Here is a 25,060-nt window from a genome sequence, read left to right as displayed (position 1 = left end):
AGGAAGAGTGGCTCGGGAAAAGAGGGGCGGGCCCCGCGCGCCGTGGGGATGCGCGGGACCCGCTCCGGCCGGAGCCCGGGGCCGTACGGAGGTCAGATGCCGTACGGCCCCGGCGGCCCCGGGGCTTCAACCGCCCTTCCCAACGGGTTGAACGGTTTGAAGGGGCTGACGGTTCAGTTGTTGCGCCGCGTCACGAACTCCGCGAGCGCGAGGAGGCCGCCCGCCGCCTCCGGGTCGGGGACCGCCCGGGACAGCTCATGCATCGCCCGGGACATCCGGTCGGCCGCCTGGAGCTGCGCCCAGTCACGGCCGCCCGCCCGCTCCACGGCCAGCACCGTGCGCTCCAGATCCCCTTCCACTTCCGTGTACGGCACTCCGTACAGCTCGGCGAGTTCCGTCGCCGCCGGGGTGCCGGAGGCGAGCGCGGCGACCACGGGCAGGGACTTCTTACGGGCGACGAGGTCCGCCCCGGCCGGCTTGCCGGTGCGGCTCGGGTCCCCCCAGATCCCGATCACGTCGTCGATCAGCTGGAAGGCGAGCCCGGCCTCCCGGCCGAACGCGTCCAGCGCGTCGACGTCCTCGTCGTCCGCCCCCGCGTACAGCCCGCCGAGCGCGCAGGCGCAGCCGAGCAGCGCGCCCGTCTTGGCCTCGGCCATGGCGAGCACTTCGTCGAGGGTGACCTCGGCGGGGCCGAGCTTCTCCATGGAGGTGTCCGCGTGCTGCCCGGCGCACAGCTCGACGACGCAGGACGCGAGCCGGGCGGCAGCGGCCTGGGACGCCGGGTGCGGGTCCTCGGCCAGCAGCCGCTGAGCGAGCGCCTGCAAGGCGTCCCCCGCGAGGATCGCGTCGGCGTCGCCGAACACGGTCCACGCGGTGGGGCGGTGTCTGCGGGTGGTGTCCCGGTCCATGACGTCGTCGTGCAGCAGCGTGAAGTTGTGGATCAACTCCACAGCCGCCGCCGCCCGTACGGCCGTCGCATGCTGCCCGCCGAGCGCTGCGGCGGCGGTGAGCACCAGGGCCGGGCGGATCGCCTTGCCCGCGTTGCCCGCCGCCGGGGTACCGTCCGCGTGCTCCCAGCCGAAGTGGTAGAGCGCGATCCGGCGCATGGAGCCCGGCAGCGAGTCGACGGCCCTGCGCAGCTCGGGGTCGACGGACGCCCGGGCGCGCTCCAGGATGCCGGCCGCCTCCAGCCCGTCGAGCGGACCGGGCGGGACCATCCGTTCCATGGGCCCGCCATCCGTAGGCCCGCCATCCAAGGGCCTGCCGATGGGGCTGCGCCCGCCACGGGGCCCGGCCGGGCTCTGTCCCGTCCCCGGTGTTCCCGCCCGGTCGGGCGGGAACACGGCGGCCGGTGTCGGGAAGGTCATCGCCAGCGACCGATCTCGACGTTCTCCAGGATGCCGAGGGCGTCCGGCACGAGCACCGCGGCCGAGTAGTACGCGGTCACCAGGTAGGAGATGATCGCCTGCTCGTTGATGCCCATGAAGCGCACCGACAGGCTCGGCTCGATCTCGTCCGGGATGCCCGCCTGCTGCAGGCCGATGACGCCCTGCTCGGCCTCGCCGGTACGCATGGCGATGATCGAGGTCGTACGGGTGTCGCTGACCGGGATCTTGTTGCACGGGAAGAGCGGCACGCCGCGCCAGGTCGGGATGCGGTTGCCCGCGATCTCGATGCTCTCGGGGACGAGTCCGCGCTTGTTGCACTCGCGGCCGAACGCGGAGATCGCGCGCGGGTGGGCGAGGAACAGTTTGGTGCCGCGCCGACGGCTGAGCAGCTCGTCCAGGTCGTCGGGGCTGGGCACGCCGTCGTGCGGCTGGAGCCGCTGGTCGTACTCGCAGTTGTTGAGCAGTCCGAACTCCCGGTTGTTGATGAGCTCGTGCTCCTGGCGCTCCTTCAATGCCTCGACGGTGAGGCGGAGCTGCTGCTCCGTCTGGTTCATCGGCTGGTTGTAGAGATCGGCCACGCGCGTGTGCAGGCGCAGGACGGTCTGGGCGATGCTCAGTTCGTACTCGCGCGGCGCGGCCTCGTAGTCCACGAAGGTGCCGGGGATGTCCGGCTCGCCGGTGTGGCCGGCCGCGAGGTCGATCTCCTTCTCGCCGTACTTGTTGGTGCGCTGCTCCGGAACCGCGCGCAGCTGTGTGAGGTGGGTGCGTAGGGACTCGGCGCGCTCCGCGACCTGTTCGAGGTCCTGGCGGGGCAGCGTGAGCACGGTGACCGCGGTGACGGCGCGGGCCGTGTACTCCCAGATGGCGTCCGGGTCGATGAGCGCCTGCTCGCCGAAGTAGGCGCCGTCGGCGAGGACGCCGAGGACCGCGTCGTCGCCGTACGGGCCCGTGCCGATCTTCTCGACCTTGCCGTGCGCGAGCAGGAACACCTCGGCGGACGGGCTGCCGAACGAGGCGAGCACTTCGCCAGGTGCGAACTCCCGCTGCTGGCAGCGCTGGGCGAGCTCGCCGAGCACCTCCTGATCCTCGTACGACCGCAGGACGGACAGCTCGCCGAGCTCCGCGGGGATGACCTGCACACGGTCACCGGTCTTCACGAACGTCACACGGCCGTCGCCCACGGAGTAGCTGAGCCGCCGGTTCACTCGGTACGTGCCACCCTGCACGTTCACCCACGGAAGCATGCGCAGCAGCCATCGTGAGCTGATCTCCTGCATCTGGGGTGCGGACTTGGTGGTGGTGGCCAGGTTCCGCGCGGCCGATGTGCCGAGACTCTGCTGCGGCTTGCCCTGACCCGCACGGACCTCTTCGCCTACCGACATGAAAATTGCCCTCCCGGTCGTGCACTGATCTGCGCCGACCAGCCTTCCATCACGGAGCGTGTCGGTGCTATTACACGAATGAGCGGGAATGGATCACGGGGGGATTGGGCAGAGGGCACGCTTTTGTCGATCGGCCCCGACTGTTCGATGCCGCGATATCGAACAGTCGGGGCCGTCGCCATCGAACAGCGCGGTGCCGTTGCGGTCGGGAACTCCACGATCCGGCCAACCGTTTGACGCGGTGACGGACGACGACAGGAGACGGCAATGGCAGGCTTCCTGGACCGCGCCAAGGAGCAGGCGCAGCGAGGGCTCACACAGGGCAAGCAGAAGCTCGACGAGGTGCAGGCCCAGCGCGCGGGTAACGACCTCCTCAAAAGACTGGGCGCGGCGTACTACGCGGAGCGGCGCGGCAGCGGCTCCCCCGCCGCGACCCAACAGGCCCTTCAGGCCCTGGAAAGCCACATCGCGGCGAACGGAGACGCGTTCCTGCACTCCTGACAAGCCCCACAGGCCCCACAAGTCCTACCGCCCTACGAGCCGAACGCGCCGCGAACGCGCTGGTCGGACGTGCCCGCACCCCTGACCGGATCGGCTCGCACGCCGTACGAACGACTGAGCCGGAGTCTCCAGTTCCGGGTACAGCTGCCGTACGAGTCGGTCGCGCCCGGTGGCCGGCGTGCAGCGCGAAGGAGGCGGTCATGGCCCCACCCATGTCCGCGGGCAGTTTCCTCAACCGCCTGAGGGAGGAAGGCGTCACCGTCGTCGAGATCGGCGACTGGGAGCATCACAACCGCAATCACAAGGGTCCGTGGGGTCCGGTGCACGGCGTGATGATCCACCACACGGTGACCTCGGGGAGCGAGCGCACCATCGACATCTGCCGCGAGGGCCGCTCGGACCTGCCCGGTCCGCTGTGCCACGGCGTCATCACCAAGGACGGCGTCCTCCATCTCGTGGGGTACGGCCGGGCCAACCACGCGGGCGCGGGCGACGACGACGTGCTGCGCGCCGTGATCGCGGAGAAGGCGCTCCCGCCGGTCAACGAGGCGAACACCGACGGCAACCGCCTCTTCTACGGCTTCGAGTGCGAGAACCTGGGCGACGGCAAGGACCCCTGGCCCGAGGTCCAGCTGGAGACCATCGAGAAGGTCGCGGCCGCGGTCTGCCGCCACCACGGCTGGACGGAGCGCTCGGTCATCGGCCACCTGGAATGGCAGCCGGGCAAGGTCGACCCGCGCGGCTTCACGATGGCCTCGATGAGAGAGCGCGTCCGCGACCGCCTCAAGTGACGGCCGGACGCGGGGCGGCTGCCCGCATACCGGACAGCTGTCCGACAATGGTGGGGTGCCCAGCCCCCACACTCCGGATACTCCGAAACGCCGGGACACTCCGGACCGCCCGGACACCCCGCTCGTTCCCGGCGTCCCCGACGCGCTCGACCTGACCGATCTGCGGCCGCGACTGCCCTCGCCGCTGCACCCGGTCACGGACGAGCGTTTCGCGCGCCACGGCGTACGGCTGGTCCTCAAGCGGGACGATCTGATCCACCCGGATCTGATCGGCAACAAGTGGCGCAAGCTGGCCCCGAACCTCCGCGCGGCGGCGAGCCGCACGGTCCTCACCTTCGGCGGCGCGTACTCGAACCATCTGCGCGCCACGGCCGCCGCGGGCCGCCTCCTCGGGCTGACGACCGTGGGGGTGGTCCGTGGCCAGGAGCTGGCCGACCGTCCCCTCAACCCCTCGCTGACCCGGTGCGCGGCCGACGGCATGCGACTCCACTTCGTCGACAGATCGACGTACCGCCGCAAGACCGAGCCGGAGACACTGGCCGCCCTGCTGCGCTCGGCGGACGCCGAGGACGCGTACGTCGTCCCCGAGGGCGGCAGCAACTCCCTGGCCGTACGTGGCTGCCAGGAGCTCGGCGCGGAGTTGCGCGGGCACGATGGTGTCGACGTGGCCGCCCTGGCCTGCGGCACCGGCGGCACCCTCGCGGGCCTGGCCGCCGGACTCGCCCCCGACCAGCGGGCCCTGGGCATCCCGGTCCTCAAGGGCGGCTTCCTGAGCGCCGGCATAGGCGCCCTCCAGGAGTCCGCCTTCGGCGGCCGCCGCGGCGCCTGGAGCCTCGACGACCGCTTCCACTTCGGCGGCTACGCCCGCTCCACCCCCGAACTCGACGCCTTCGCCCAGGATTTCGAGCAACGTCACGGCCTGCCCGTCGAGCATCTCTATGTCGCCAAGATGCTGTATGGACTTGTCGCTCTGGTGGAGGAGGGGGCGTTCGCGCCGGGGACGACGGTGGCGGCGGTGATCACCGGAGCACCCTTCTGACCCTTCGTGCGGCGCCTCAAGCCGCCTCCCGATAGGCGGCCGCTTCCTCCAGGTCCAGGCGTCTGAGCAGCGTGCGCAGCATTTCGTCGTCGATGTAGCGGTGGTCGCGGAGCTTCACGAAGACCTCGCGCTCGGCGCTGATCATCTCGCGGGAGAGGCGGCGGTAGGTGTCGTCGGCGGTCTCCCCGGTCACGGGATTGACGGCGCCGAGCCGCTCCCAGACCGCGTTGCGGCGGCGCTCCAGGACCGAGCGGAGCCGGTCGGCGAGCGGCGGGGGCAGGGCGTTGCGCTCGTCGGCGAGGAGCTCGTCGAGGCGCCGTTCCGCGGCCCGGGACGCCTGCGCCTGGGCGTTCGCCTCGGCGAGCGTCTCGGCCTGGGGGTCGCGGCCCGGCAGCTTCAGGAGGCGGATCAGCGGGGGCAGGGTCAGTCCCTGTACGACCAGGGTCCCGATGACGGTGGTGAAGGTGAGGAAGAGGACGAGGTTGCGGTCGGGGAAGCCGGCGCCGCCGTGCACGGTGAGCGGGATGGAGAAGGCGATGGCCAGCGAGACCACGCCACGCATTCCGGCCCAGCCGACGATGAACGGCCCCTTCCAGGTGAGGGTCTCCTCGCGCTCCCGGATGCGTGCCGAGAGGATCCGGGGCAGGAAGCTGGCGGGATACACCCACACGAACCGGGCGGCGACCACTGCCAGGAAGACGGCCACCGCGTACCAGCCGACGGTGGCGCCCTCGTACTGGCCGAGGCCCTTGAGGACGACCGGCAGTTGCAGACCGATCAGGGCGAACACCGCCGACTCCAGGACGAACGCGACCATCTTCCAGACCGCCTCCTCCTGGAGCCGGGTCGCGAAGTCCACCTCCCAGGCACGGTGTCCGAGGTAGAGCGCGACGACGACCACCGCGAGCACCCCGGAGGCGTGCACCTGCTCGGCGATCCCGTACGCGACGAAGGGGATCAGCAAGGAGAGGGTGTTTTGGAGAAGTGCCTCCTCCAGGTGGGTGCGCAGCCAGTGGATCGGCACCATCAGGACGACGCCGACGGCGACACCGCCGACCGCCGCCAGCAGGAACTCGCGGATGCCGCCCGCCCAGGTCGCGCCCTCCCCGACCGCCGCGGCGAGGGCCACCTTGTAGGCGGTGATCGCGGTCGCGTCGTTCACCAGGGATTCGCCCTGCAGGATCGTGGTGATCCGCGAGGGCAGCCCCACCCGGCGCGCCACCGCAGTGGCCGCGACCGCGTCCGGCGGCGCCACCACCGCCCCGAAGACCAGCGCCGCGGGCAGCGGCAGGCTCGGCACGATCAGGTACGTGGCCCAGCCGACGACCAGCGTCGCGAAGAGCACGTACCCGACCGACAGCAGCGCGATGGGCCGCAGATGCGCCCGCAGATCGAGGTACGAGCTGTCGGTGGCCGCCGTGTACAGCAGCGGGGGCAGCACGAGCGGGAGCACGACCTCGGGGTCGAGCTCGTACCCGGGCACTCCAGGGACGTACGAGACGACCAGGCCCGCCGCGACGAGCAGCAGCGGCGCCGGTACCGGGGTGCGGCGGGCGAGCCCGGCGACCGCGGCGCTCCCCGCGACCAGCAACAGCAGTGGCAAAACGTGCATCGTCTTCCGCCCGCCCTCATTTTCGCGCGGCATCCCGCACGCCCGACGTAACCTGGCAATCATGAAACAGTGCACGCATGCCGACGAGCTGCAGCACCCCGAGCCCGAGCCGTTGAGCGAGACCTGCCTGGAGTGCCTGGCCGCCGGTACGCACCCGGTGCAGTTGCGGCTGTGTCTGAGCTGCGGGCACCTCGGCTGCTGCGACTCCTCGCCGCTGCAGCACGCGACGGAGCACTTCAAGGAGACCGGACACCCCGTGATGCGTACCTTCGAACCCGGTGAGAGCTGGCGCTGGTGCTTCGTCGACCATGTCCTCGTATGACGCGTCGACGGCATACTGATACGACCCGTGGATCACGTACGCGTGTGACCCTCGGTCCGGACGGTTCGACCGTCTGACGCCTGGGTACGTCAACCCGGCGCACGCTCTTCCTATTTGGGGCCGCAGACCCCTAGCCACTGTCCGTACTCATAGGCTTACTATGAGTGACAGCAAGGGGCGGGGTCCCCAGGACAGGAAACTTGGGAGCGCGGTAGCGTCACCGCTGAACCACCTAGCGCGTTACCCCCGGGGGGCGACCCTCGGCCCCGAAAGAGCTCGAATGAGCTTGTACCACCTTGGAGGTGAGGGTGTCCCAGATCGCAGGCGAGCCCGCGACGAAGGACTTCGTGGAAGTCCGGCTGCCGGCCGCGGGTGCCTACCTGTCGGTGCTGCGTACGGCCACGGCCGGCCTCGCGGCGCGTTTGGACTTCACCCTCGACGAGATCGAGGACCTGCGCATCGCGGTGGACGAGGCCTGCGCAATCCTGTTGCAGCAGGCCGTCCCCGGCTCGGTGCTCAGCTGTGTCTTCCGGCTCATCGACGACTCGCTCGAGGTGACGGTCTCCGCCCCGACCACGGACGGTCACGCTCCGTCACGGGACACGTTCGCGTGGACCGTCCTGTCGGCGCTCGCGGGCAAGGTCGACTCCACCGTCGCCGAGGACAAGACCGTTTCGATCAGCCTCTACAAACAGCGCGGCGCGGGACCCGGGCCGGCGTGAGGAACGGGGACGGGCCGGTGCGGGACGAAGAGCGCGGCACACGGGAGCTTCCCGCCGGGCGTGTCAACGGGCTCGACGGGCCGCGGCACGCGGTGGATGGCGTCGACGGCATCCCCGAACAGGCCCGGCCGCACCCGGAGGACGGCGCAGCGTCCGAGAATGGGGGTTCCCCCGGTTCAAGCGAAGCCGAGAGCTCGGGGGAGACGCCGGTCGACGAGGAAGAACAGGAGAAGCTCTCCGGCCAGGACGACGGGCAACGGGATCCGGAGGGTGCCGCGCGGAGCACGTCCTCGGAAGGACGGCGGCTGGTGACGGGCGGGACTATGAGCGAGCACGAGCAACACGACAAGCCAGGGGTGCAGAGCGTGCAGGGCACGCAGCAGGGGCCGAGCGCCCAGCACATCCAGCACGACCCGCAGGACCGCAGCGGAGCGCGAGCGATGTTCATCGAGCTGCGCAAGCTGCAGGACGGCAGCGCGGAGTACGCGGAGCTGCGCAATCAGCTGGTCCGCATGCACCTGCCGCTCGTCGAGCACCTCGCGCGCCGCTTCCGCAACCGCGGGGAGCCGCTGGACGACCTCACCCAGGTCGCGACCATCGGCCTGATCAAGTCGGTCGACCGCTTCGACCCGGAGCGCGGCGTCGAGTTCTCGACGTACGCGACCCCGACGGTCGTCGGCGAGATCAAGCGGCACTTCCGCGACAAGGGCTGGGCGGTACGGGTGCCGCGGCGGCTGCAGGAACTGCGCCTGGCCCTGACCACGGCGACGGCCGAGCTGTCCCAGCAGCACGGGCGCTCCCCCACGGTCCACGAGCTGGCCGAGAAGCTGGCCATCTCGGAGGAGGAGGTCCTGGAAGGCCTGGAGTCCGCCAACGCGTACTCCACGCTGTCCCTGGACGTCCCCGACACGGACGACGAGTCCCCGGCCGTCGCGGACACGCTGGGCGCGGAGGACGAGGCCCTGGAGGGCGTCGAGTACCGCGAGTCCCTCAAGCCGCTCCTTGAGGACCTCCCGCCCCGCGAGAAGCGGATCCTTCTCCTCCGATTCTTCGGCAACATGACGCAGTCCCAGATCGCCCAGGAAGTCGGCATCTCCCAGATGCACGTCTCCCGCCTCCTGGCCCGCACCCTCGCCCAGCTGCGCGAGAAGCTGCTGGTGGAGGAGTAACCCGACGCCGCGAGCAGCACGTGGTGAGGTGCGCGCCACCGGAGGCTCGCGTCGGATCTACTCGGATCTAGTTGGATCTAGTTGGATCTAGTTGGATCTAGTTGGATCTAGTTGGGACCGCCGGGGACTACTTGGGGTCCTCCACGCGGCCAGGGCCGCGGATGCCCAGCGCGCGGGTCGTTTCGGCGTTCACGAGCAGGACCAGAGCGGTGATCGCGACCACCGCGAGCACGATCCCCGCGGGGATGGCGATGCTGTCGGCCTGGAGCAGGTTGTAGGCGACGGGCAGGGCCATGATCTGGGTGATGACCGCGGGGCCCCGGCTCCAGCTGCGGCGCAGCAGCAGACCGCGGGCGGCCAGCAGGGGCAGCAGCGCGAGCACGATCAGCGTCACGCCCCCGGTGACCGCCTGCTGCCGGTCGTCCGGGTCCCCGGTGAGACCCAGTACGAGCATCCACGCGCCCCCCACGGCCAGGGCGAGCCCCTCCAGCGCGGCCAGCGCCGCCGCGGCGGTCAGCCGCCCGGGGCGGGGTTCCGCGGTGGGGGTGTCGGAGGTGGGGGTCTGCTCAGCGCTCACCCCTGAAGGGTAGCCCTCGGGTACGGGCACACCGCCGGACCCCGGCCGCTCGCCTGCCGCTCGCCTGCCGCTTCCCGACCGCTTCCCGGCCGGCCTCCGTGGACCGGCCTCCTCACCGCCTCCCGCACCTCACCGTGTCGAGACTCACGCCCCGATCTCTTACCTGATCCCTAACTCGGTCTGGGACGAGTACCCCTCGGTAGGTACGCTGCTTCGCATGCGTGCACTTCTCGTGGTCAATCCGGCAGCAACCACCACAAGTGCGCGCACGCGCGACGTCTTGATCCACGCGCTGGCGAGCGAGATGAAGCTCGAGGTGGTCACCACCGAGTACCGCGGGCACGCCAGGGACCTCGGCAGGCAGGCCGCGGAGAGCGACGACATAGAACTGGTGGTCGCGCTCGGCGGCGACGGCACCGTCAACGAGGTCGTGAACGGCCTGCTGAACAACGGCCCCGACCTGGACCGCCTGCCCCGCCTCGCCGTGGTCCCCGGCGGCTCCACCAACGTCTTCGCCCGCGCCCTGGGCCTGCCCAACGACGCCGTGGAGGCCACCGGCGCCCTCCTCGACGCGCTCAGAGAGGACCGCGAGCGCGCGATCGGCCTCGGCCTCGCCGCGGGCACCCCCGGCACCGAGGACGAAGCCGTCCCCTCCCGCTGGTTCACGTTCTGCGCGGGGCTCGGCTTCGACGCCGGGGTGATCGGCCGGGTCGAGCAGCAGCGCGAGCGCGGCAAGCGCTCCACGCATGCCCTGTATTTGCGCCAAATGGTGCGTCAGTTTTTGGACGAACCTCACCGCAGACACGGAATGATCACACTGGAGCGCCCCGGCCAGGACCCGGTCACCGATCTTGTCCTGTCCATAATCTGCAACACCTCACCCTGGACGTTTCTCGGCAATCGTCCGGTGTACGCGTCGCCTAAGGCTTCGTTCGATACCGGGCTCGACGTACTCGCTCTCAACCGCATGTCGACAGCCGCGGTTGCCCGGTATGCCACCCAGTTGCTCACTTCGTCCCCCGAGCGTGGTCCCCACGGCAAGCACGCCCTCTCCCTGCATGACCTGACCGACTTCACCTTGCATTCGAAGGTGCCGCTCCCCCTCCAGATGGACGGCGACCACCTCGGACTGCGCACCAGCGTGACGTTCACAGGCGTACGCCGTGCACTGCGTGTGATTGTGTGAGCGGAAGGCCTCAAAGTCCTTTCACTCGAACGTTTAGACCAGGGTCCACCCCATGGAAGTACGGCTGTGACCTAGTCGACACCGAGGAATCAAAAAAAACTTTCCGGTAGGGGTTGTATCCGCCGCCGAGGTTTGCGAGTCTCTACGTGGCGATCGGGACGGCCCGCAACATCGGCCCCACAGAGAGCCAGAACCCCTCCTCAAATCACAGGACCACGTCAGGGAAACCTGGCAGTCGGCCCTTCACTTGTTGAGGGATTCGTGAAAGCGTTCACATTCACAAGCAACGTGCATGTAATACCAAGGAGAGGTAGCAGCCATGGACTGGCGTCACAACGCCGTTTGCCGCGAGGAAGACCCCGAGCTCTTCTTCCCCATCGGCAACACCGGTCCTGCGCTGCTGCAGATCGAGGAAGCCAAGGCCGTCTGCCGCCGCTGCCCCGTCATGGAGCAGTGCCTGCAGTGGGCGCTTGAGTCCGGCCAGGACTCCGGCGTCTGGGGTGGCCTCAGCGAGGACGAGCGTCGCGCCATGAAGCGCCGCGCCGCCCGCAACCGGGCTCGTCAGGCCACCGCCTGACACCCCACCCCGCACGAGCCTGAGCTTGGCGGCGCGTACAGCGAGTACGCATCTCCCGCCCCCGAGCCGCAGCGCGCAGTACCCCCGATGCGCATAGCAACGTAAGCAGAGGCCCCGGACCGAAAGGTCCGGGGCCTCTGTCATGTGCCAGCGGGGGCACGGTTACGTACTACTCGTTCGCTACTTGTTCGCCCGTACCGGGATGTCCAGGATGACCTGCGTACCGCGCTCCGGGGCCGCCACCATGTCGAACGTGCCCCCCAACTCCCCCTCCACCAGGGTCCGTACGATCTGCAGGCCGAGATTGCCCGAGCGGTGCGGGTCGAAGCCCTCCGGGAGGCCGACTCCGTCGTCCTGGACGGTGACCAGCAGGCGGGCCTCCTTGCTGGTGCCGCCACGGACCGCCGAGACCTCGACCGTCCCCCGGTCGCCCTCGCGGAAACCATGCTCCAGCGCGTTCTGCAGGATCTCGGTGAGAACCATGGAGAGCGGGGTCGCGACCTCGGCGTCCAATATTCCGAAGCGACCGGTGCGACGCCCGATGACTTTGCCGGGCGAGATCTCGGCGACCATCGCGAGCACGCGGTCGGCGATCTCGTCGAACTCCACCCGCTCATCCAGGTTCTGAGACAGCGTCTCATGCACGATGGCGATCGAGCCGACCCGCCGTACGGCCTCCTCCAGGGCCTCCCGGCCGCGCTCCGACTCGATACGCCGGGCCTGCAGCCGCAGCAGCGCCGCCACCGTCTGGAGGTTGTTCTTCACCCGGTGGTGGATCTCCCGGATGGTCGCGTCCTTGGTGATCAACTCGCGCTCGCGGCGCCGCAGTTCGGTGACATCGCGCAGGAGGACGAGGGAACCGACGCGGGTGCCCTTGGGCTTGAGCGGGATCGCACGCAGCTGGATCACCCCTTCGCTGCTCTCGATCTCGAACTCGCGGGGCGCCCAGCCGCTGGCGACCTTGGACAGGGCCTCGTCCACCGGGCCGCGGGACGGAGCGAGTTCTGCCGTGGTCACGCCGAGGTTGTGGCCCACCAGGTCGGAGGCGAGGCCCAGGCGGTGGTACGCCGACAGCGCGTTCGGAGAGGCGTACTGGACGATGCCGTCCGCGTCCAGACGGATCAGCCCGTCGCCCACCCTCGGCGAGGCGTCCATGTCGACCTGCTGGTCGGGGAACGGGAAGGCGCCCGCGGCGATCATCTGGGCCAGATCGGACGCGCTCTGGAGATACGTCAGCTCCAGCCGGCTCGGGGTGCGCACGGTGAGGAGATTGGTGTTGCGCGCGATGACACCGAGGACGCGCCCCTCCCGCCGTACCGGAATGGACTCGACCCGTACCGGAACCTCTTCCCGCCACTCTGGATCGCCCTCGCGCACGATCCGGCCCTCGTCGAGCGCGGCGTCCAGCAGGGGGCGCCGACCGCGTGGGACGAGGTGACCGACCATGTCGTCCTGGTACGAGGTCGGGCCGGTGTTGGGCCGCATCTGGGCCACGGAGACATACCGGGTGCCGTCACGCGTGGGGACCCACAGCACGAGGTCGGCGAAGGAGAGGTCGGAGAGCAACTGCCACTCCGAGACCAGCAGATGCAGCCACTCGAGGTCGGAGGCACCGAGATCGGTGTGCTGGCGGACGAGGTCGTTCATGGAGGGCACATGTGCGAGCCTACCTGGGGCTTTGACCCCGGCCCGAAAACACCCGCGGGCCGCGGCGCCTGGGAGGGACCCTCAACCCTCCCGGCACCGCAGCCCGGAGCAGCAACGGCCACGGGGTGTGCGGTCCCGCCGGCCGAAGGAGAGGACCCGGAGCAGTCAGGGCAGAGAGCACCGGTTCCTCGGTCCGCCTTCCTGTGCGGGGAAGACGGAGGCTTGTTTGAATCAACCCTTCGGTCGATCCATTGCTTTACCTGCACATTGTGGACTAGACCATCTGTCACGTCCATGCGTCGGCGGATGTTTGTTGTTGTCTCTTTATCGAACTTCCAACAGCATCCACCACGCAGACTAGCCCGCTTCGGCCCCCGGTGGGGGCCGGATCGACTCATGAGTGGGGCCGAATGAGGGGCATGGCGGTCATGGACGTCACGGCCGGGGCCAGATCGTCATGGCGAGTTCGGCGAGGGCCTCCAGCTCCGCCCGGGTGGCCCCGTCGCGGGCCTGCTGGGACATTCCCTGGATGAGCGCCCCGGTGTGCCGGGCGAGGGCCGCGGCGTCGGCGTCCGCGGGCAGTTCGCCCGCGGCGATGCCCGCCCTTATCCGGCTCTCGAGGGCGCCGATGTTGGCATTGCGCCGCGCACGCAGGGACTCCTCCACCTCGGGAGTCGTGCAGTTGATGGCCGCGTGGATGACCAGGCAGCCATGCGGGTGGCCCGGGTCCGTGTACTCGATCGCGGCCTCGCGCAGCGTCCGCTCCACCGCGCCGCGAACCGTGGGCTCCTCGGTGAGGGCGCGTTCGCCGAACGAGCTGTACTTCGCGCCGTACTCGCGGACGACCTCCTCGAAGAGCGACCGCTTGTCACCGAACGCCGCATAGAGGCTCGGCGCACCGATACCCATGACACGGGTGAGATCGGAGACGGAGGTCGCCTCGTAGCCGCGCTCCCAGAAGGCGAGGATCGCCTTCTCCAGCGCGGTCTCGCGATCGAAGGAACGCGGACGACCGCGCCGTTTGGCCTGCCCGCTCACTTGTCTGTCCACCCGCTTGTCCACCCGCTTGTCCACCACAGGGTGGATTTTATAGCGGATACTAGAGAAATGTCGGCAGCCCGTTGTACGGTTTTTCTGTAGCAACCACTATGAAAATGTGGAGGGGGAGCCGGTATGGACGTGTTCGCGGGTAGGACGGCACTTGTCACAGGTGGCAGCAGGGGCATCGGGCGGGGCATCGCCGAGCGGCTGCGGCGGGACGGCGGGCGCGTCATCTACATATCGTCGGGGCTCGCACGCAGCGCGGTGATGCCCGACAGCGCCGCCGGCTTCCTGAACGGGAGCGAGGAGGGCTGGGCGGACGGCCCGGCGCCGTGTCCAGGCCTGGCCGGCAGCCCGGCGGTCAGCGGGTCTCCGTCACCTTCGCCAGGGCGCGCGGCGCGTCCGGGTCCTGGCCGCGGGCGATGGTGACCTCGTAGGCCAGGAGTTGGAGCGGAAGGATCTCCAGGATCGGCTGGAGCTCTTCGGGCACGCCCTCGGTGGGCAGGACGAATCCGGCCGAGGCCTGTTCGACCTGGGCCCTGGGGCCGATGACGACGAGGTCGGCGCCACGCCCTCGCAGCCGGTCGAGCACGGGCTGGAGCGCCTCGCCGCCCTTGCCGTCGGTGACGACCGCGATGACCGGGGAGATGTTGTCGACCATGGCTAGGGGGCCGTGCAGAAGATCGGCGCCGGAATAGGAGAGGGCCGGGATGTAGCTGGTCTCCATCAGCTTGAGGGCGGCTTCCTTGGCCGTGGGGTAACCGTAGCCGCGTGAGGTGATCACCATGCGCTCGGCGAAGCGGTAGCGGGAGGCGAGGGTCCGCACCTCGTCCTGGCGGGTGAGGAGATGCTCGGCGAGATCGGGCAGCGCCTTGGCCGCGACGCCGTCGCCGCCGTGCAGTCCTTCGACGAAGAGATAGAGGGTGAGGAGGGAGGCCGTATAGGTCTTGGTGGCGGGAAGGGCCTTCTCGGGTCCGGCCAGGATGTCGAGGTGGTACTCGGAGACGGCGGCCAACGGCGAGTCCGGGTTGTTGGTCACCGCGAGCGTGATGGCGCCGGCCTCGCGGGCGGCCCGGGTGGAGGCGACCAGGTCCGGGGAGCCGCCGGACTGGCTGACGGCGATCACCAGGACGGCCAAGCGGTGGAGCTCGGTGCGCCGGAGGGCCGCAGGAGGGCCGCAGCAGGGCTGCCGAGGGGTCATGGGTGGACCATCTTTGCTAGATTGGTCTACACCACACGTGCTCCCCACGGTTCCCGGCGAGCCCCTCTCCAGATCGGCAGGCCCAGCGTGGAAGTTGTCATCGTTCCGGACGCCAAGGCGGGCGGCGAGCTGATCGCCGAGGCCATGGCGCAGCTGCTCCGGCGCAAGCCCGACGCCCTGCTCGGCGTGGCCACCGGCTCGACCCCGCTGCCCATCTACCAGGCACTCACGGCGAAGGTGCGCTCCGGTGCCGTGGACGCGTCGCGGGCCCGCATCGCGCAGCTCGACGAGTACGTGGGGCTGCCCGCCGAGCATCCCGAGTCGTACCGTTCGGTGCTGCGGCGCGAGGTGCTCGAACCGCTCGGCATCGGCATGGACGCGTTCATGGGGCCGGACGGCACCGCCGAGGACGTCGCCGCCGCCTGCGAGGCGTACGACAAGGCGCTGACCGAGGCCGACGGGGTCGACCTCCAGCTGCTCGGGATCGGGACGGACGGGCACATCGGGTTCAACGAGCCCTGTTCCTCGCTGGCCTCCCGCACCCGGATCAAGACGCTGACCCAGCAGACCCGGGTCGACAACGCGCGGTTCTTCGAGGACGACATCGAACAGGTGCCGCACCACGTCATCACGCAGGGCATCGGAACCATCCTGGAGGCCCGGCACCTGGTGCTGCTCGCGACCGGCGAGGGCAAGGCGGACGCGGTCGCCGCGACCGTGGAGGGGCCGGTGGCCGCGGTGTGCCCGGCCTCCGCGCTGCAACTCCACCCGCACGCGACCGTCGTCGTCGACGAGGCCGCCGCGTCCAAGCTGAAGCTCGCCGACTACTTCCGGCACACCTATGCCAACAAGCCCGACTGGCAGGGGATCTGACGGCGCGGACACGGACTGGCACGGGCCGGAGCGGACCGGCGTGGACTGGCATGAACTCGCACAGTCCGGCATGGACCGGCACAGACCTGCACGGACCGGCACAGACACCTGAAGGTGCCGGGTCTCCCACAGGGGGCCCGGCACCTTCACATGAACGGGGCTACTCCCCCGCGACCGCCTCCGCGACCGCCTCCGCGGCGCCCTCCCCCACGATGACCTCCGCCGCCGCCCGGCCGCACACCCTCGCCGCGCCGTGCGTCGCGATGTGGAGGGCGCCCCGGGGCGGGGCCTGCGGGATGCCCATCTCGACTACGACCGTGTCTGGGCGTTCCCGCAGCAGCGTGTCCAGGGCGGCCGCCATCCACGGGTGCCGGTGCTCGTCGCGGACCACGGCGACGATCCGGCGCCGCCCGGCCGCCTCCAGCACCGCGCGCCCCGCTTCCTCCCCCGCGAAGCCGCCCGTCCGGGTGCCGGGGAGCAGGCGGGCCAGTTCCGCGGCCACGCCCCAGGGGGTCTCGTCACCGACGGCGATGTTCGCCGCCGGTGTGAACGCGGCGACGTACGGGGGTTCACTCACCGGTTCGTACGACCGGGCGTGCGACGGCGCGTACGTCAGCGTCAGCGCGCGCCGGGCGGCGACGAGACCCACATCGGTCCGCTCCTCCCCCGCGTCCAGGGGGGTGGCGGCCGATGAAGCCGTAGCCGTCCAGCGGGCCAGACTCCGTACCCGCTCCGCCGCGTCCGCGAGGCGCTCCTCGGGGAGTTCGCCGGTGCGGACCGCCGTGACGAGGGCGTCGCGGAGCCGCCGTACCGTCTCCTCGTCCGCGAGGCCGCCGCCCACGCAGATCGCGTCCGCGCCGGCCGCGATGGCGAGGACGCTGCCCCGCTCGATGCCGTACGTCGCGGCGATGGCCTGCATCTCCATGCCGTCGGTGACGATGAGGCCGTCGTAGCCGAGTTCTTCGCGCAGCAGCCCGGTGAGAATGCGGCGGGAGAGGGTGGCCGGACGGTCCGGGTCCAGGGCCGGGACCAGGATGTGCGCGCTCATCACGGCGCGCGTGCCCGCGGCGATCGCGGCCCGGAACGGGGCGAGTTCGCGGGTCTGGAGGACCGACAGCCCGGCATCGATGCGCGGCAGCGCGTGGTGCGAGTCGACCGCCGTGTCGCCGTGCCCGGGGAAGTGTTTGGTGCAGGCGGCGACGCCCGCGGACTGCAGACCGTGGACGTAGGCGGCGGTGTGCCGGGCCACCAGGTCGGTGTCGGCGCCGAAGGACCGTACGCCGATGACCGGGTTGTCGGGATTGGAGTTCACGTCCGCGGACGGGGCCCAGTTGAGGTTGACGCCACAGGCGGTCAGCCGGTGGCCGAGTGCCGAGGCCACCTCCCTCGTCAGGTCCACGTCGTCGACCGCGCCCAGGGCGTGGTTGCCGGGGTAGGAGGAGCCGGTGCGGACCTCCAGGCGGGTGACGTCGCCGCCCTCCTCGTCGATGGCGACGAGGACGTCGTCGCGCTCCGCCCGCAACTGGGCCGTAAGGGCGGACAGTTGTTCGGGCGAGGCGATGTTGCGGCCGAACAGGCCGACGGAGGCGAGCCCTTCGCCGAGGCGGCGGAGCAGCCAGTCCGGGGCCGTGGTCCCGGTGAAGCCGGGCTGCAGGACGGTGAGCGCGTCGCGCGTCAGGCCGTCGTTTCCCGAAGGGGACGCTGTCGTACCACTGGCGAGTGTCGTCATCGGGTGGCGTTATCCCTTCACGGCGCCCGCGGTCAGCCCCGCGGCCATCTTGCGCTGGACGATGAGGAAGAGGACGACGATCGGCACGGCCATCATCGTGGAACCGGCCATCATCGGGGCGTACTCGGTGCCGTGCTTGGTGGTGAAGTTGCCGAGCCAGACGGTGGCGGTCTGGTGCTTCTGGCTCATGAGCATCAGGGCGTAGATGTATTCGTTCCAGGCCTGGATGAATCCGTAGACCGACGTGGCGACCAGGCCGGGGGCCAGCAGGGGGAAGACCACCCGTATGAAGGCGCCGGTGCGCGAGCAGCCGTCGACCATGGCCGCCTCCTCCAGCTCCTTCGGGATGTTGACGATGAAGCCGCGCAGCGTCCACACCGTGAAGGGGAGGATGAAGGTCAGGTAGGTGATGATCAGGCCGGAGAGTTTGTCGTACTGGTTCAGGTCGTTCAGCAGCAGGAAGACCGGGATGATCATGGCGACCAGCGGGACCATCTGGACCGCCAGGATGCCGACGATCACGATCTTGCGGCCGCGGAAGGCGAACCGGGAGATGGCCAGCGCGGCCAGCATCCCCACCACGACACCGATCACGACCACCGCAAGGGACACGATCAGGCTGCGGCCCACGGGGCCCCAGAAGTCCGCGATGTCCAGCGCGCGGCGGAAGTTGTCGAGCGTGATCCCCGTGGGGAACAGGCTCGGATCGGGGTCGATGGCGTCCTTGGCCGGCTTGAACGCCGTGTTCAGCATCCAGTAGACGGGGAAGCCCGCGGTGACGAAGACGAGGAGGCCGAGGAGGTTCCAGCCGAGCTTGGACTTCCGCCGACCGCCGGCCGTCGCGACGGTACTCATTCGACCTCTCCGATCTTCAGCATCTGACGCATGTAGACGGCGACCACGCCCAGCAGCAACACCACGGTCAGCAGGGCGATCGCCGACCCTTGCGCGTAGTCGTCGACCATGAACGCGCGGTCGTACGAATAGGTGAGGAGCAGTTGGAACTCGGCTTCCGGGTGGCCGCCCCGCATCACGAAGACCTGCGGGAAGACGCCCATGTCCCAGATGACGGAGAGCGTCGTGAGCATCACGACGATGGGTTTGAGGATCGGGAGCGTGACGTAACGGAAGACGCCCCACGCGCCCGCGCCGTCCAGCCGGGCCGCCTCCTCCAGTTCCTGCGGCACCTGTGTCAGCCCGGCGCTGAGCGCGATGACGACGAACGGCACCGCGCCCCACACCACCAGCAGCATGATCACGGCCAGCCCCTGGGGGCCGCTGGCGAACCAGTTGTGGCCGATCATGTCGACGCCGGGCAGCTTGCTCAGCAGCGCGTTGAGGATGCCGTAGTCCGAGTCGAAGAGCCACTTGAAGACGGTGGTGGCCACGATGATGGGCATGCCCCAGCTGGCCACCAGCACGATGTTGACGAGCGTCTTGACCCAGCCCGAGACGCGCTGGAGGAGCAGCGCGATCAGCATGCCGGCGACCATCGTGAAGACGACCGACCCGCCGGCGAAGACGATCGTGCGGACGACGACGGTCCAGAACTCGCTGTCCCCCAGCACTGTGCCGAAGTTGTCGAAGCCGACCCACTCGGCCGGCTGGAAGCCCCACAGCTGGGACTGCCCGAACTTCTGGAAGGAGAGGGTGACCATGCGGACCAGGGGATAGCCCATGACCAGCCCGAGGATCAGCAGACAGGGGGTGAGCAGGACCCAGGGGACGGCGGCGCCGCCCGAGACCCGCTTCCCGCGTGGTCGTCGCTGCGGCGCGGGCGGTGGCGGTGCCTGCCGCGGCGGCGGCACCTTGGCAGGGGTGGTCGTGTCTGCGGCACTCATCGCGCGCTCCTCAGCGATCCCTCAGTTCGTACGAAGGCCAAGCCCCGCACGGGGTCGTACGCGGGCGAAACCCGCACGGTCGTACACGGGCGAAACCCGCAGGGTCGTACACGGGCGGGGCCCGCCGCACCGTCGTACGTGCGTGAAACCCGCACGGTCATATGCGGCCGGGGCCCGCACCGTCGAACACGGGCAGGACCCGCACCGTCGTACCCGAGCAGGGCCCGCACGGGTCATACGCGGCCCGGGCCACGCGCGGTCGTACACAGGGGCGAGCCCGGCACGGGTCGTACGCGGTCCGAACCCGGCACGGTCGGTCGTACACGGACGCAAGCCCCCCGGGTCGTACCCCGGCGGAACCCGCCCGGGTCGTACGCGGCCCAGGCCTCGCTCGGCTGTACGCGGCCGGGCCCCGCACGGTCCGTACGAGAGGCAGGACCCCGTCCCCGAGCGCGCCTCGGCAGGACTCCGAAGCCCCCCGAGAACGCCCCCGGCAGGAAGCGGGGGGCGCCCCCGAGCACGCCCCCCGGCAGAACCCCGAGGGCACTCCCGAAATCCCCCCGAAAGCATCCCGGAAGCACCCCCTGGTCCCACAGGGCCCTGCGCTCAGCTCACTTGGTGTTGATGACCTTGTCGATCGCGGCGTCCGCTTCCTTCGCGGCGGCCTCGACCGACTTCTTGCCGGTGCCGATGCTCTGCAGCATCGTCTGCAGAATCTGGGCCTTCTCGACCTGGCCCCAGCCCGGCGCCATCGGCACGAACCAGTTGGACTCGGCCGCGGTGGCCGGGACGACGGTCGCCGGGTCGTTCTTGAGGGTGGCGAGGTCGGTCTTGTTGTTGGGCAGGTTGCCCTTGGCCATCAGACCCTTCTGGCCGGTGGAGCCCGTGAAGGCGTTGATCCACTCGGCGGCGAGCGCCTGCGCCTTGGACTTCACCGGGACGGCGAGGTCGGAACCGCCGAGGAAGACGGGGATGTTCTTGCCGGACGGGCCGGGCATCACGAAGTTCTCGAGGTTGCCCTTGAGCTTGCCGGTCTTGTCGGCCTTCGGGTCGGCCGCGCTCGCACCCTCCCACGCCGCGCCGAAGATCATGGCGGACTTGCCCTGGCCGTAGACGATGTAACGGTCGGACTCGTCCTTGGTCTTGTCACCGTGCATGTACTTGTCGACGACCGTCTTGAAGTCGTTCAGCCCCTTCAGGGACTCGGGGGACGACAGGTTGCCCTTCCACTGGCCGCCGTCCTCCTTGGCGATGGAGCCTCCGGCGTCGTAGACGAAGGACATCGCGGCGTACCAGTCACGGGTCGGCTGGTACCAGGCGCTGAACTTGCTCCCCTCCTTCTTCTGGATCTTGTCCAGGTCGGAGATGAGCTCCGTGTACGTCTTCGGCGGCGTCTTGACACCGACCGAAGCCGCCACGTCCTTGCGCCAGTTGCCGACGCGGCCACCGGCGTAGTACGGCACGCCGTAGGTCTTGCCGTCGTACGTCACGGAGGCCTTCAGGCCGTCCAGCCACGCGGCCGAGTTGTCGAGCTTCGAGGCGTCGATGGGAGCGAAGGCGCCCTTGACCATGTAGCCGAGCATCTCGGTGTTGCCCATCTCGACCACGTCGGGGACCTTGTCGGTGGCGAGGACCGCGTCGAGCTTGGTGTTCTTGTCCGGCCAGCCGTAGTACTCGTGGTTGATCTTGACGCCCGGGTGCGCCTTCTGCACCGCCGCGTCGGCGGCCTTGACCAGCTCGGGCCAGTTGTTCTGCGCGTCCACCGTGAGCCAGACGGTCAGCTCCTTGGCGTCCGCACCCTTGTCCGAGCCCCCGGACTTGTTGTCACTGCCCCCGCACGCCGCGATGGAGACCATCATGCCCGCGATACCGATCGCGGCTGCCAGCTTCCGCTTCACGCCACCCTCCTCAGGGATGCCACAAACCCCCCTGCCCACCGCGGTGACACACGCCGAATCGCTGCCGAGTACTGCCCGTGGGACTGGGACTGGACCAATGGTGTAGACCAGCACGGGGAGCTTGGCCTAGACCTAGAGGGGTGTCAAGGGTGTGTAAGCCCGGCTGACCGTCCGTTATCGGACCTACATATGCAAGGACCTTTAAGTAGGTAAGTCGCATAAATGGCAGGACCTTTCACGGCCCATCGCCGCCCCACCGCCGGCCCATCGCCACCTCGCCGCCGCCCCGGCCGCCGCCCCGCCCCTCCCCCTTCTCCGCGTGATGGACTAGACCAACAGGTGCGCCGACGGTATATAGAGGGGATCACGGAGCGTGCGGGGGACACTCACACACGAAGCCGTGCCACGATGTGAGCCGTGACCGATGGGATGTCGGTCGCTTCGGCACCCGGAGCCGGGAAGGCAGAGCATGAGCACCGACGTCAGCAGTGCGGAGAACGAGGGTGGGGCCCCCATCCGTACCGCGCGCGTGCCCAAGTACTACCGCCTCAAGAAGCACCTGCTCGAGATGACGGAGACACTGCCGCCCGGCACGCCGGTACCGCCCGAGCGCACCCTCGCCGCCGAGTTCGACACCTCGCGCACCACCGTGCGCCAGGCCCTCCAGGAACTGGTCGTCGAGGGTCGCCTCGAACGCATCCAGGGCAAGGGCACCTTCGTCGCCAAGCCCAAGGTCTCCCAGGCGCTCCAACTCACCTCGTACACCGAGGACATGCGCGCCCAGGGCCTGGAGCCCACCTCGCAGCTCCTGGACATCGGCTACATCACCGCCGACGACACCCTCGCCGAACTGCTCGACATCTCGCCCGGCGGGCGGGTGCTGCGCATCGAGCGGCTGCGCCTCGCGAGCGGGGAGCCGATGGCCATCGAGACCACCCACCTCTCCGCGAAGCGCTTCCCTGCACTGCGCCGCAGCCTGGTGAAGTACACGTCCCTCTACACCGCGCTCGCCGAGGTGTACGACGTCCACCTCGCCGAGGCCGAGGAGACCATCGAGACCTCGCTGGCCACCCCGCGCGAGGCCGGCCTGCTCGGCACCGACGTCGGCCTGCCCATGCTGATGCTCTCCCGGCACTCGATCGACCGGCAGGGCGAGCCGGTGGAGTGGGTGCGGTCGGTGTACCGGGGCGACCGCTACAAGTTCGTGGCGCGACTCAAGCGCCCGCAGGACTGACAGGGGCTCAAGCGCCCGCAGGACTGACAAGGGTTCAAGCACCCGCAGGACCAACAGCGGCTCAAGCACCGGCAGGGGGTGCGTACCGCCATCCCCGAACCATCGTCATCCGGACCCTCGTCGCGTCGGCGGGCGCCACGGGCCGGTCCCGTGCTCGCCCTCGCCCAGCGGCCGCAGCCGCTGGGCCGACGCCGTCGACACCGGAAAGACCCTGGCCATTCGCGGACCGAAATCCGGGCGAGGGGTTCCGTTCGCCTGACGCCGTCGCCTAGATTGCCTGCGCGTTACACAGGTGACCACTGAGGGGATGGAGCCGCCATATGTCAGACGCGCCTGAAGTGAAACCACCGGTGGTGACACCGGTCCGCGGAGTGATCGCTCTCTGCCTGCTCGCACCCTTCATCGCGATGCTGTGGGTCGGCTCCTACGCCAAAACAGACCCCGCCTTCATCGGCATCCCGTTCTTCTACTGGTACCAGATGCTGTGGGTGCTCATCTCCACGGCGCTCACGATGACCGCGTACAAGCTGTGGCAGCGCGACCAGCGCGACCGTGCCTCTGCCAAGGGTGGTGCCGGAGCATGAAGGACGGCGTGAACGGCGTCGCACTCGGCGTCTTCATCTTCTTCTTCCTGGCCGTCACGGTCATGGGCTTCCTGGCCGCGCGCTGGCGCAGGGCCGACGACGAGCACAGCCTCGACGAATGGGGCCTGGGCGGGCGGTCGTTCGGAACCTGGATCACCTGGTTCCTGCTCGGCGGCGACCTCTACACGGCGTACACCTTCGTCGCCGTACCGGCGGCGGTCTACGCGGCGGGCGCGGCGGGCTTCTTCGCCGTGCCCTACACGATCCTCGTCTACCCCCTGATCTTCACCTTCCTCCCCCGCCTGTGGTCGGTCTCCCACAAGCACGGCTATGTGACGACCTCGGACTTCGTACGCGGCCGCTTCGGCTCCAAGGGTCTGTCCCTCGCCGTGGCCGTGACCGGCATCCTCGCCACCATGCCGTACATCGCGCTCCAGCTGGTCGGCATCCAGGCCGTCCTGGACGTGATGGGTGTGGGCGGCGGCGACAACACCAACTGGTTCGTCAAGGACCTCCCCCTCCTCATCGCCTTCGGCGTCCTCGCCGCGTACACCTACTCCTCGGGCCTGCGCGCCCCGGCAATGATCGCGTTCGTGAAGGACACCATGATCTACATCGTGATCGCGGTGGCCATCATCTACATCCCGATCAAGCTGGGCGGATTCGACGAGATATTCAAGGCGGCGAGCGACAAGTACACGGCGGCGGGCGCCGGCGGGCTGGTCCCGGCCGAGGCGGGCCAATGGACGTACGCCACCCTCGCGCTCGGCTCCGCGCTCGCGCTCTTCATGTACCCGCACTCGATCACGGCGACCCTGTCCAGCCGCAGCCGTGAGGTGATCCGCCGCAACACCACGATCCTCCCCCTCTACTCCCTGATGCTGGGCCTGCTCGCGCTCCTCGGCTTCATGGCGATCGCGGCCGGAGTGAAGGTCAAGAACAGCCAACTCGCCATCCCCCAGCTCTTCGAGAACATGTTCCCGGACTGGTTCGCGGGTGTGGCCTTCGCCGCCATCGGCATCGGCGCACTCGTCCCCGCCGCGATCATGTCCATCGCGGCCGCGAACCTCTTCACCCGCAACATCTACAAGGACTTCATCAAGCCGGACGCGACCCCGCAGCAGGAGACCAGGGTGTCGAAACTGGTCTCGCTCCTGGTGAAGGTGGGCGCGCTGGTCTTCGTCCTGACGATGGACAAGACGGTCGCGATCAACTTCCAGCTCCTGGGCGGCATCTGGATCCTGCAGACCTTCCCCGCCCTGGTCGGCGGCCTGTTCACCCGCTGGTTCCACCGCTGGGCGCTGCTCGCGGGCTGGGCGGTCGGCATGCTCTACGGCACGCTCGCCGCGTACGGGGTCGCCTCGCCGACCCAGAAGCACTTCGGCGGCAGCTCGAAGGAGATCCCCGGCATCGGGGAGATCGGCTACATCGGCCTGACGGCATTCGTCCTGAACGCCGCGGTGAGCGTCGTCCTCACCTTCGCCCTGCGCGCCTTCAAGGCCCCCGACGGCATCGACGAGACGTCTCCGGAGGACTACACGGCGGACGTGGGCGACCCGGGCGTCGAGGTCGAACTGCCCCCGGCCACGGCCGGGTCGGCCCACTAGGTTCTTCGCCTTCGAACGCAGGTCGAGCCGAGGTTTTCAAGGGGCGCGGGGAACTGCGCGACCACCCCCCACCAGCCCTCACCAACCCTCTCCGGCCCGCAGACAAGGCACCACGGGCCGCCGGACGAAAATCCGGCGG

At 69.6% G+C, this 25,060-nt stretch carries 22 protein-coding genes and 2 pseudogenes; 13 read left to right on the top strand and 11 right to left on the bottom strand.

What is annotated here, in order from left to right; translation table 11 throughout:
- Positions 1–173: 173 nt before the first annotated feature.
- Both OG747_RS29430 and OG747_RS29425 read right to left on the bottom strand, forming a co-directional pair.
- Positions 174–1,226 carry a family 2 encapsulin nanocompartment cargo protein polyprenyl transferase gene (locus OG747_RS29430; protein WP_405882396.1) on the bottom strand — a complete coding sequence of 351 codons (1,053 nt, stop codon included), beginning with the start codon at positions 1,224–1,226 and terminating at the stop codon, positions 174–176.
- Positions 1,227–1,363: 137 nt separating this feature from the next.
- Complete coding sequence (locus OG747_RS29425) at positions 1,364–2,770, bottom strand: family 2B encapsulin nanocompartment shell protein (protein ID WP_405882395.1); 1,407 nt, start codon at positions 2,768–2,770, stop codon at positions 1,364–1,366.
- Positions 2,771–3,037: 267 nt separating this feature from the next.
- Here OG747_RS29425 and OG747_RS29420 point away from each other — a divergent pair, with 267 nt between their 5' ends.
- From OG747_RS29420 to OG747_RS29410, 3 genes are all read left to right on the top strand, one after another.
- Positions 3,038–3,271: a hypothetical protein gene (locus OG747_RS29420; protein WP_405882394.1), complete on the top strand. Its 234-nt coding sequence runs from the start codon at positions 3,038–3,040 to the stop codon at positions 3,269–3,271.
- Between the two features lie 200 nt (positions 3,272–3,471).
- The gene (locus OG747_RS29415; RefSeq protein ID WP_405882393.1) at positions 3,472–4,062 is read left to right on the top strand and encodes an N-acetylmuramoyl-L-alanine amidase; all 591 of its coding nucleotides are present in this window, start codon (positions 3,472–3,474) and stop codon (positions 4,060–4,062) included.
- Between the two features lie 151 nt (positions 4,063–4,213).
- Positions 4,214–5,101 carry a 1-aminocyclopropane-1-carboxylate deaminase/D-cysteine desulfhydrase gene (locus OG747_RS29410; RefSeq protein ID WP_405885739.1) on the top strand — a complete coding sequence of 296 codons (888 nt, stop codon included), beginning with the start codon at positions 4,214–4,216 and terminating at the stop codon, positions 5,099–5,101.
- Between the two features lie 16 nt (positions 5,102–5,117).
- Here OG747_RS29410 and OG747_RS29405 read toward each other — a convergent pair whose 3' ends face one another.
- Positions 5,118–6,713: a Na+/H+ antiporter gene (locus OG747_RS29405; RefSeq protein WP_405882392.1), complete on the bottom strand. Its 1,596-nt coding sequence runs from the start codon at positions 6,711–6,713 to the stop codon at positions 5,118–5,120.
- A gap of 61 nt (positions 6,714–6,774) precedes the next feature.
- Here OG747_RS29405 and OG747_RS29400 point away from each other — a divergent pair, with 61 nt between their 5' ends.
- The 3 genes from OG747_RS29400 (at position 6,775) to OG747_RS29390 (ending at position 8,926) form a co-directional block, all read left to right on the top strand.
- On the top strand, positions 6,775–7,035 hold the full coding sequence (locus OG747_RS29400) for a UBP-type zinc finger domain-containing protein (protein ID WP_405882391.1): 261 nt from the start codon (positions 6,775–6,777) through the stop codon (positions 7,033–7,035).
- A 308-nt stretch (positions 7,036–7,343) separates the two neighbouring features.
- The gene (locus tag OG747_RS29395; protein ID WP_054228129.1) at positions 7,344–7,757 is read left to right on the top strand and encodes an anti-sigma regulatory factor; all 414 of its coding nucleotides are present in this window, start codon (positions 7,344–7,346) and stop codon (positions 7,755–7,757) included.
- A gap of 17 nt (positions 7,758–7,774) precedes the next feature.
- Positions 7,775–8,926 (top strand): RNA polymerase sigma factor SigF, encoded by a 1,152-nt coding sequence (locus OG747_RS29390; RefSeq protein WP_405882390.1) that lies wholly within the window; start codon positions 7,775–7,777, stop codon positions 8,924–8,926.
- A 127-nt stretch (positions 8,927–9,053) separates the two neighbouring features.
- Here OG747_RS29390 and OG747_RS29385 read toward each other — a convergent pair whose 3' ends face one another.
- Positions 9,054–9,503 (bottom strand): hypothetical protein, encoded by a 450-nt coding sequence (locus tag OG747_RS29385; protein ID WP_405882389.1) that lies wholly within the window; start codon positions 9,501–9,503, stop codon positions 9,054–9,056.
- 217 nt (positions 9,504–9,720) lie between these two features.
- Here OG747_RS29385 and OG747_RS29380 point away from each other — a divergent pair, with 217 nt between their 5' ends.
- Complete coding sequence (locus tag OG747_RS29380; RefSeq protein ID WP_405882388.1) at positions 9,721–10,689, top strand: diacylglycerol/lipid kinase family protein; 969 nt, start codon at positions 9,721–9,723, stop codon at positions 10,687–10,689.
- Between the two features lie 319 nt (positions 10,690–11,008).
- Positions 11,009–11,266, top strand: coding sequence for a WhiB family transcriptional regulator (locus OG747_RS29375; RefSeq protein ID WP_006380970.1), 258 nt, complete (start codon positions 11,009–11,011; stop codon positions 11,264–11,266).
- A 180-nt stretch (positions 11,267–11,446) separates the two neighbouring features.
- Here OG747_RS29375 and OG747_RS29370 read toward each other — a convergent pair whose 3' ends face one another.
- Positions 11,447–12,913, bottom strand: a complete 1,467-nt coding sequence (locus OG747_RS29370; RefSeq protein WP_405885737.1) for a sensor histidine kinase — start codon at positions 12,911–12,913, stop codon at positions 11,447–11,449.
- A 435-nt stretch (positions 12,914–13,348) separates the two neighbouring features.
- Positions 13,349–13,990: a TetR/AcrR family transcriptional regulator gene (locus OG747_RS29365; protein ID WP_405882387.1), complete on the bottom strand. Its 642-nt coding sequence runs from the start codon at positions 13,988–13,990 to the stop codon at positions 13,349–13,351.
- Positions 13,991–14,086: 96 nt separating this feature from the next.
- On the opposite strand from OG747_RS29365, the pseudogene OG747_RS29360 reads away from it, so the two are divergent.
- Positions 14,087–14,185, top strand: a pseudogene (locus OG747_RS29360) (short-chain dehydrogenase); the annotation flags it as partial.
- A 130-nt stretch (positions 14,186–14,315) separates the two neighbouring features.
- Here the strand turns inward: OG747_RS29360 and OG747_RS29355 are convergent.
- Positions 14,316–15,086: pseudogene (locus tag OG747_RS29355) on the bottom strand (SIS domain-containing protein); the annotation flags it as partial.
- Between the two features lie 156 nt (positions 15,087–15,242).
- Here OG747_RS29355 and nagB point away from each other — a divergent pair.
- A complete protein-coding gene (gene nagB, locus OG747_RS29350) occupies positions 15,243–16,028 on the top strand; it encodes a glucosamine-6-phosphate deaminase (RefSeq protein WP_405882386.1) in 786 nt (261 codons plus the stop codon).
- Positions 16,029–16,188: 160 nt separating this feature from the next.
- Here nagB and OG747_RS29345 read toward each other — a convergent pair whose 3' ends face one another.
- The 4 genes from OG747_RS29345 to OG747_RS29330 form a co-directional block, all read right to left on the bottom strand.
- Positions 16,189–17,757, bottom strand: coding sequence for a glycoside hydrolase family 3 protein (locus OG747_RS29345; RefSeq protein WP_405882385.1), 1,569 nt, complete (start codon positions 17,755–17,757; stop codon positions 16,189–16,191).
- A gap of 9 nt (positions 17,758–17,766) precedes the next feature.
- Entirely contained in the window at positions 17,767–18,612 is an 846-nt protein-coding gene (locus OG747_RS29340) for a carbohydrate ABC transporter permease (RefSeq protein ID WP_405882384.1), read from the bottom strand.
- Positions 18,609–19,598 carry a carbohydrate ABC transporter permease gene (locus OG747_RS29335; protein ID WP_405882383.1) on the bottom strand — a complete coding sequence of 330 codons (990 nt, stop codon included), beginning with the start codon at positions 19,596–19,598 and terminating at the stop codon, positions 18,609–18,611. The genes OG747_RS29340 and OG747_RS29335 overlap by 4 nt, the downstream gene beginning before the upstream one ends.
- A 611-nt stretch (positions 19,599–20,209) precedes the next feature.
- Complete coding sequence (locus OG747_RS29330; RefSeq protein WP_405882382.1) at positions 20,210–21,496, bottom strand: extracellular solute-binding protein; 1,287 nt, start codon at positions 21,494–21,496, stop codon at positions 20,210–20,212.
- A gap of 469 nt (positions 21,497–21,965) precedes the next feature.
- Here OG747_RS29330 and OG747_RS29325 point away from each other — a divergent pair, with 469 nt between their 5' ends.
- The 3 genes from OG747_RS29325 (at position 21,966) to mctP (ending at position 24,921) form a co-directional block, all read left to right on the top strand.
- Positions 21,966–22,730, top strand: coding sequence for a GntR family transcriptional regulator (locus tag OG747_RS29325; RefSeq protein ID WP_405882381.1), 765 nt, complete (start codon positions 21,966–21,968; stop codon positions 22,728–22,730).
- Positions 22,731–23,050: 320 nt separating this feature from the next.
- Positions 23,051–23,314, top strand: coding sequence for a DUF3311 domain-containing protein (locus tag OG747_RS29320; RefSeq protein ID WP_405882380.1), 264 nt, complete (start codon positions 23,051–23,053; stop codon positions 23,312–23,314).
- On the top strand, positions 23,311–24,921 hold the full coding sequence (gene mctP / locus OG747_RS29315; RefSeq protein WP_405882379.1) for a monocarboxylate uptake permease MctP: 1,611 nt from the start codon (positions 23,311–23,313) through the stop codon (positions 24,919–24,921). Before OG747_RS29320 ends, mctP begins: the two co-directional genes overlap by 4 nt.
- The last annotated feature ends 139 nt before the right edge of the window (positions 24,922–25,060 follow it).

The sequence above is a fragment of the Streptomyces sp. NBC_01384 genome, assembly GCF_045040035.1.
In the GTDB taxonomy this organism is placed as follows: domain Bacteria; phylum Actinomycetota; class Actinomycetes; order Streptomycetales; family Streptomycetaceae; genus Streptomyces.
This window is presented reverse-complemented; position numbering and strand designations above follow the sequence as displayed.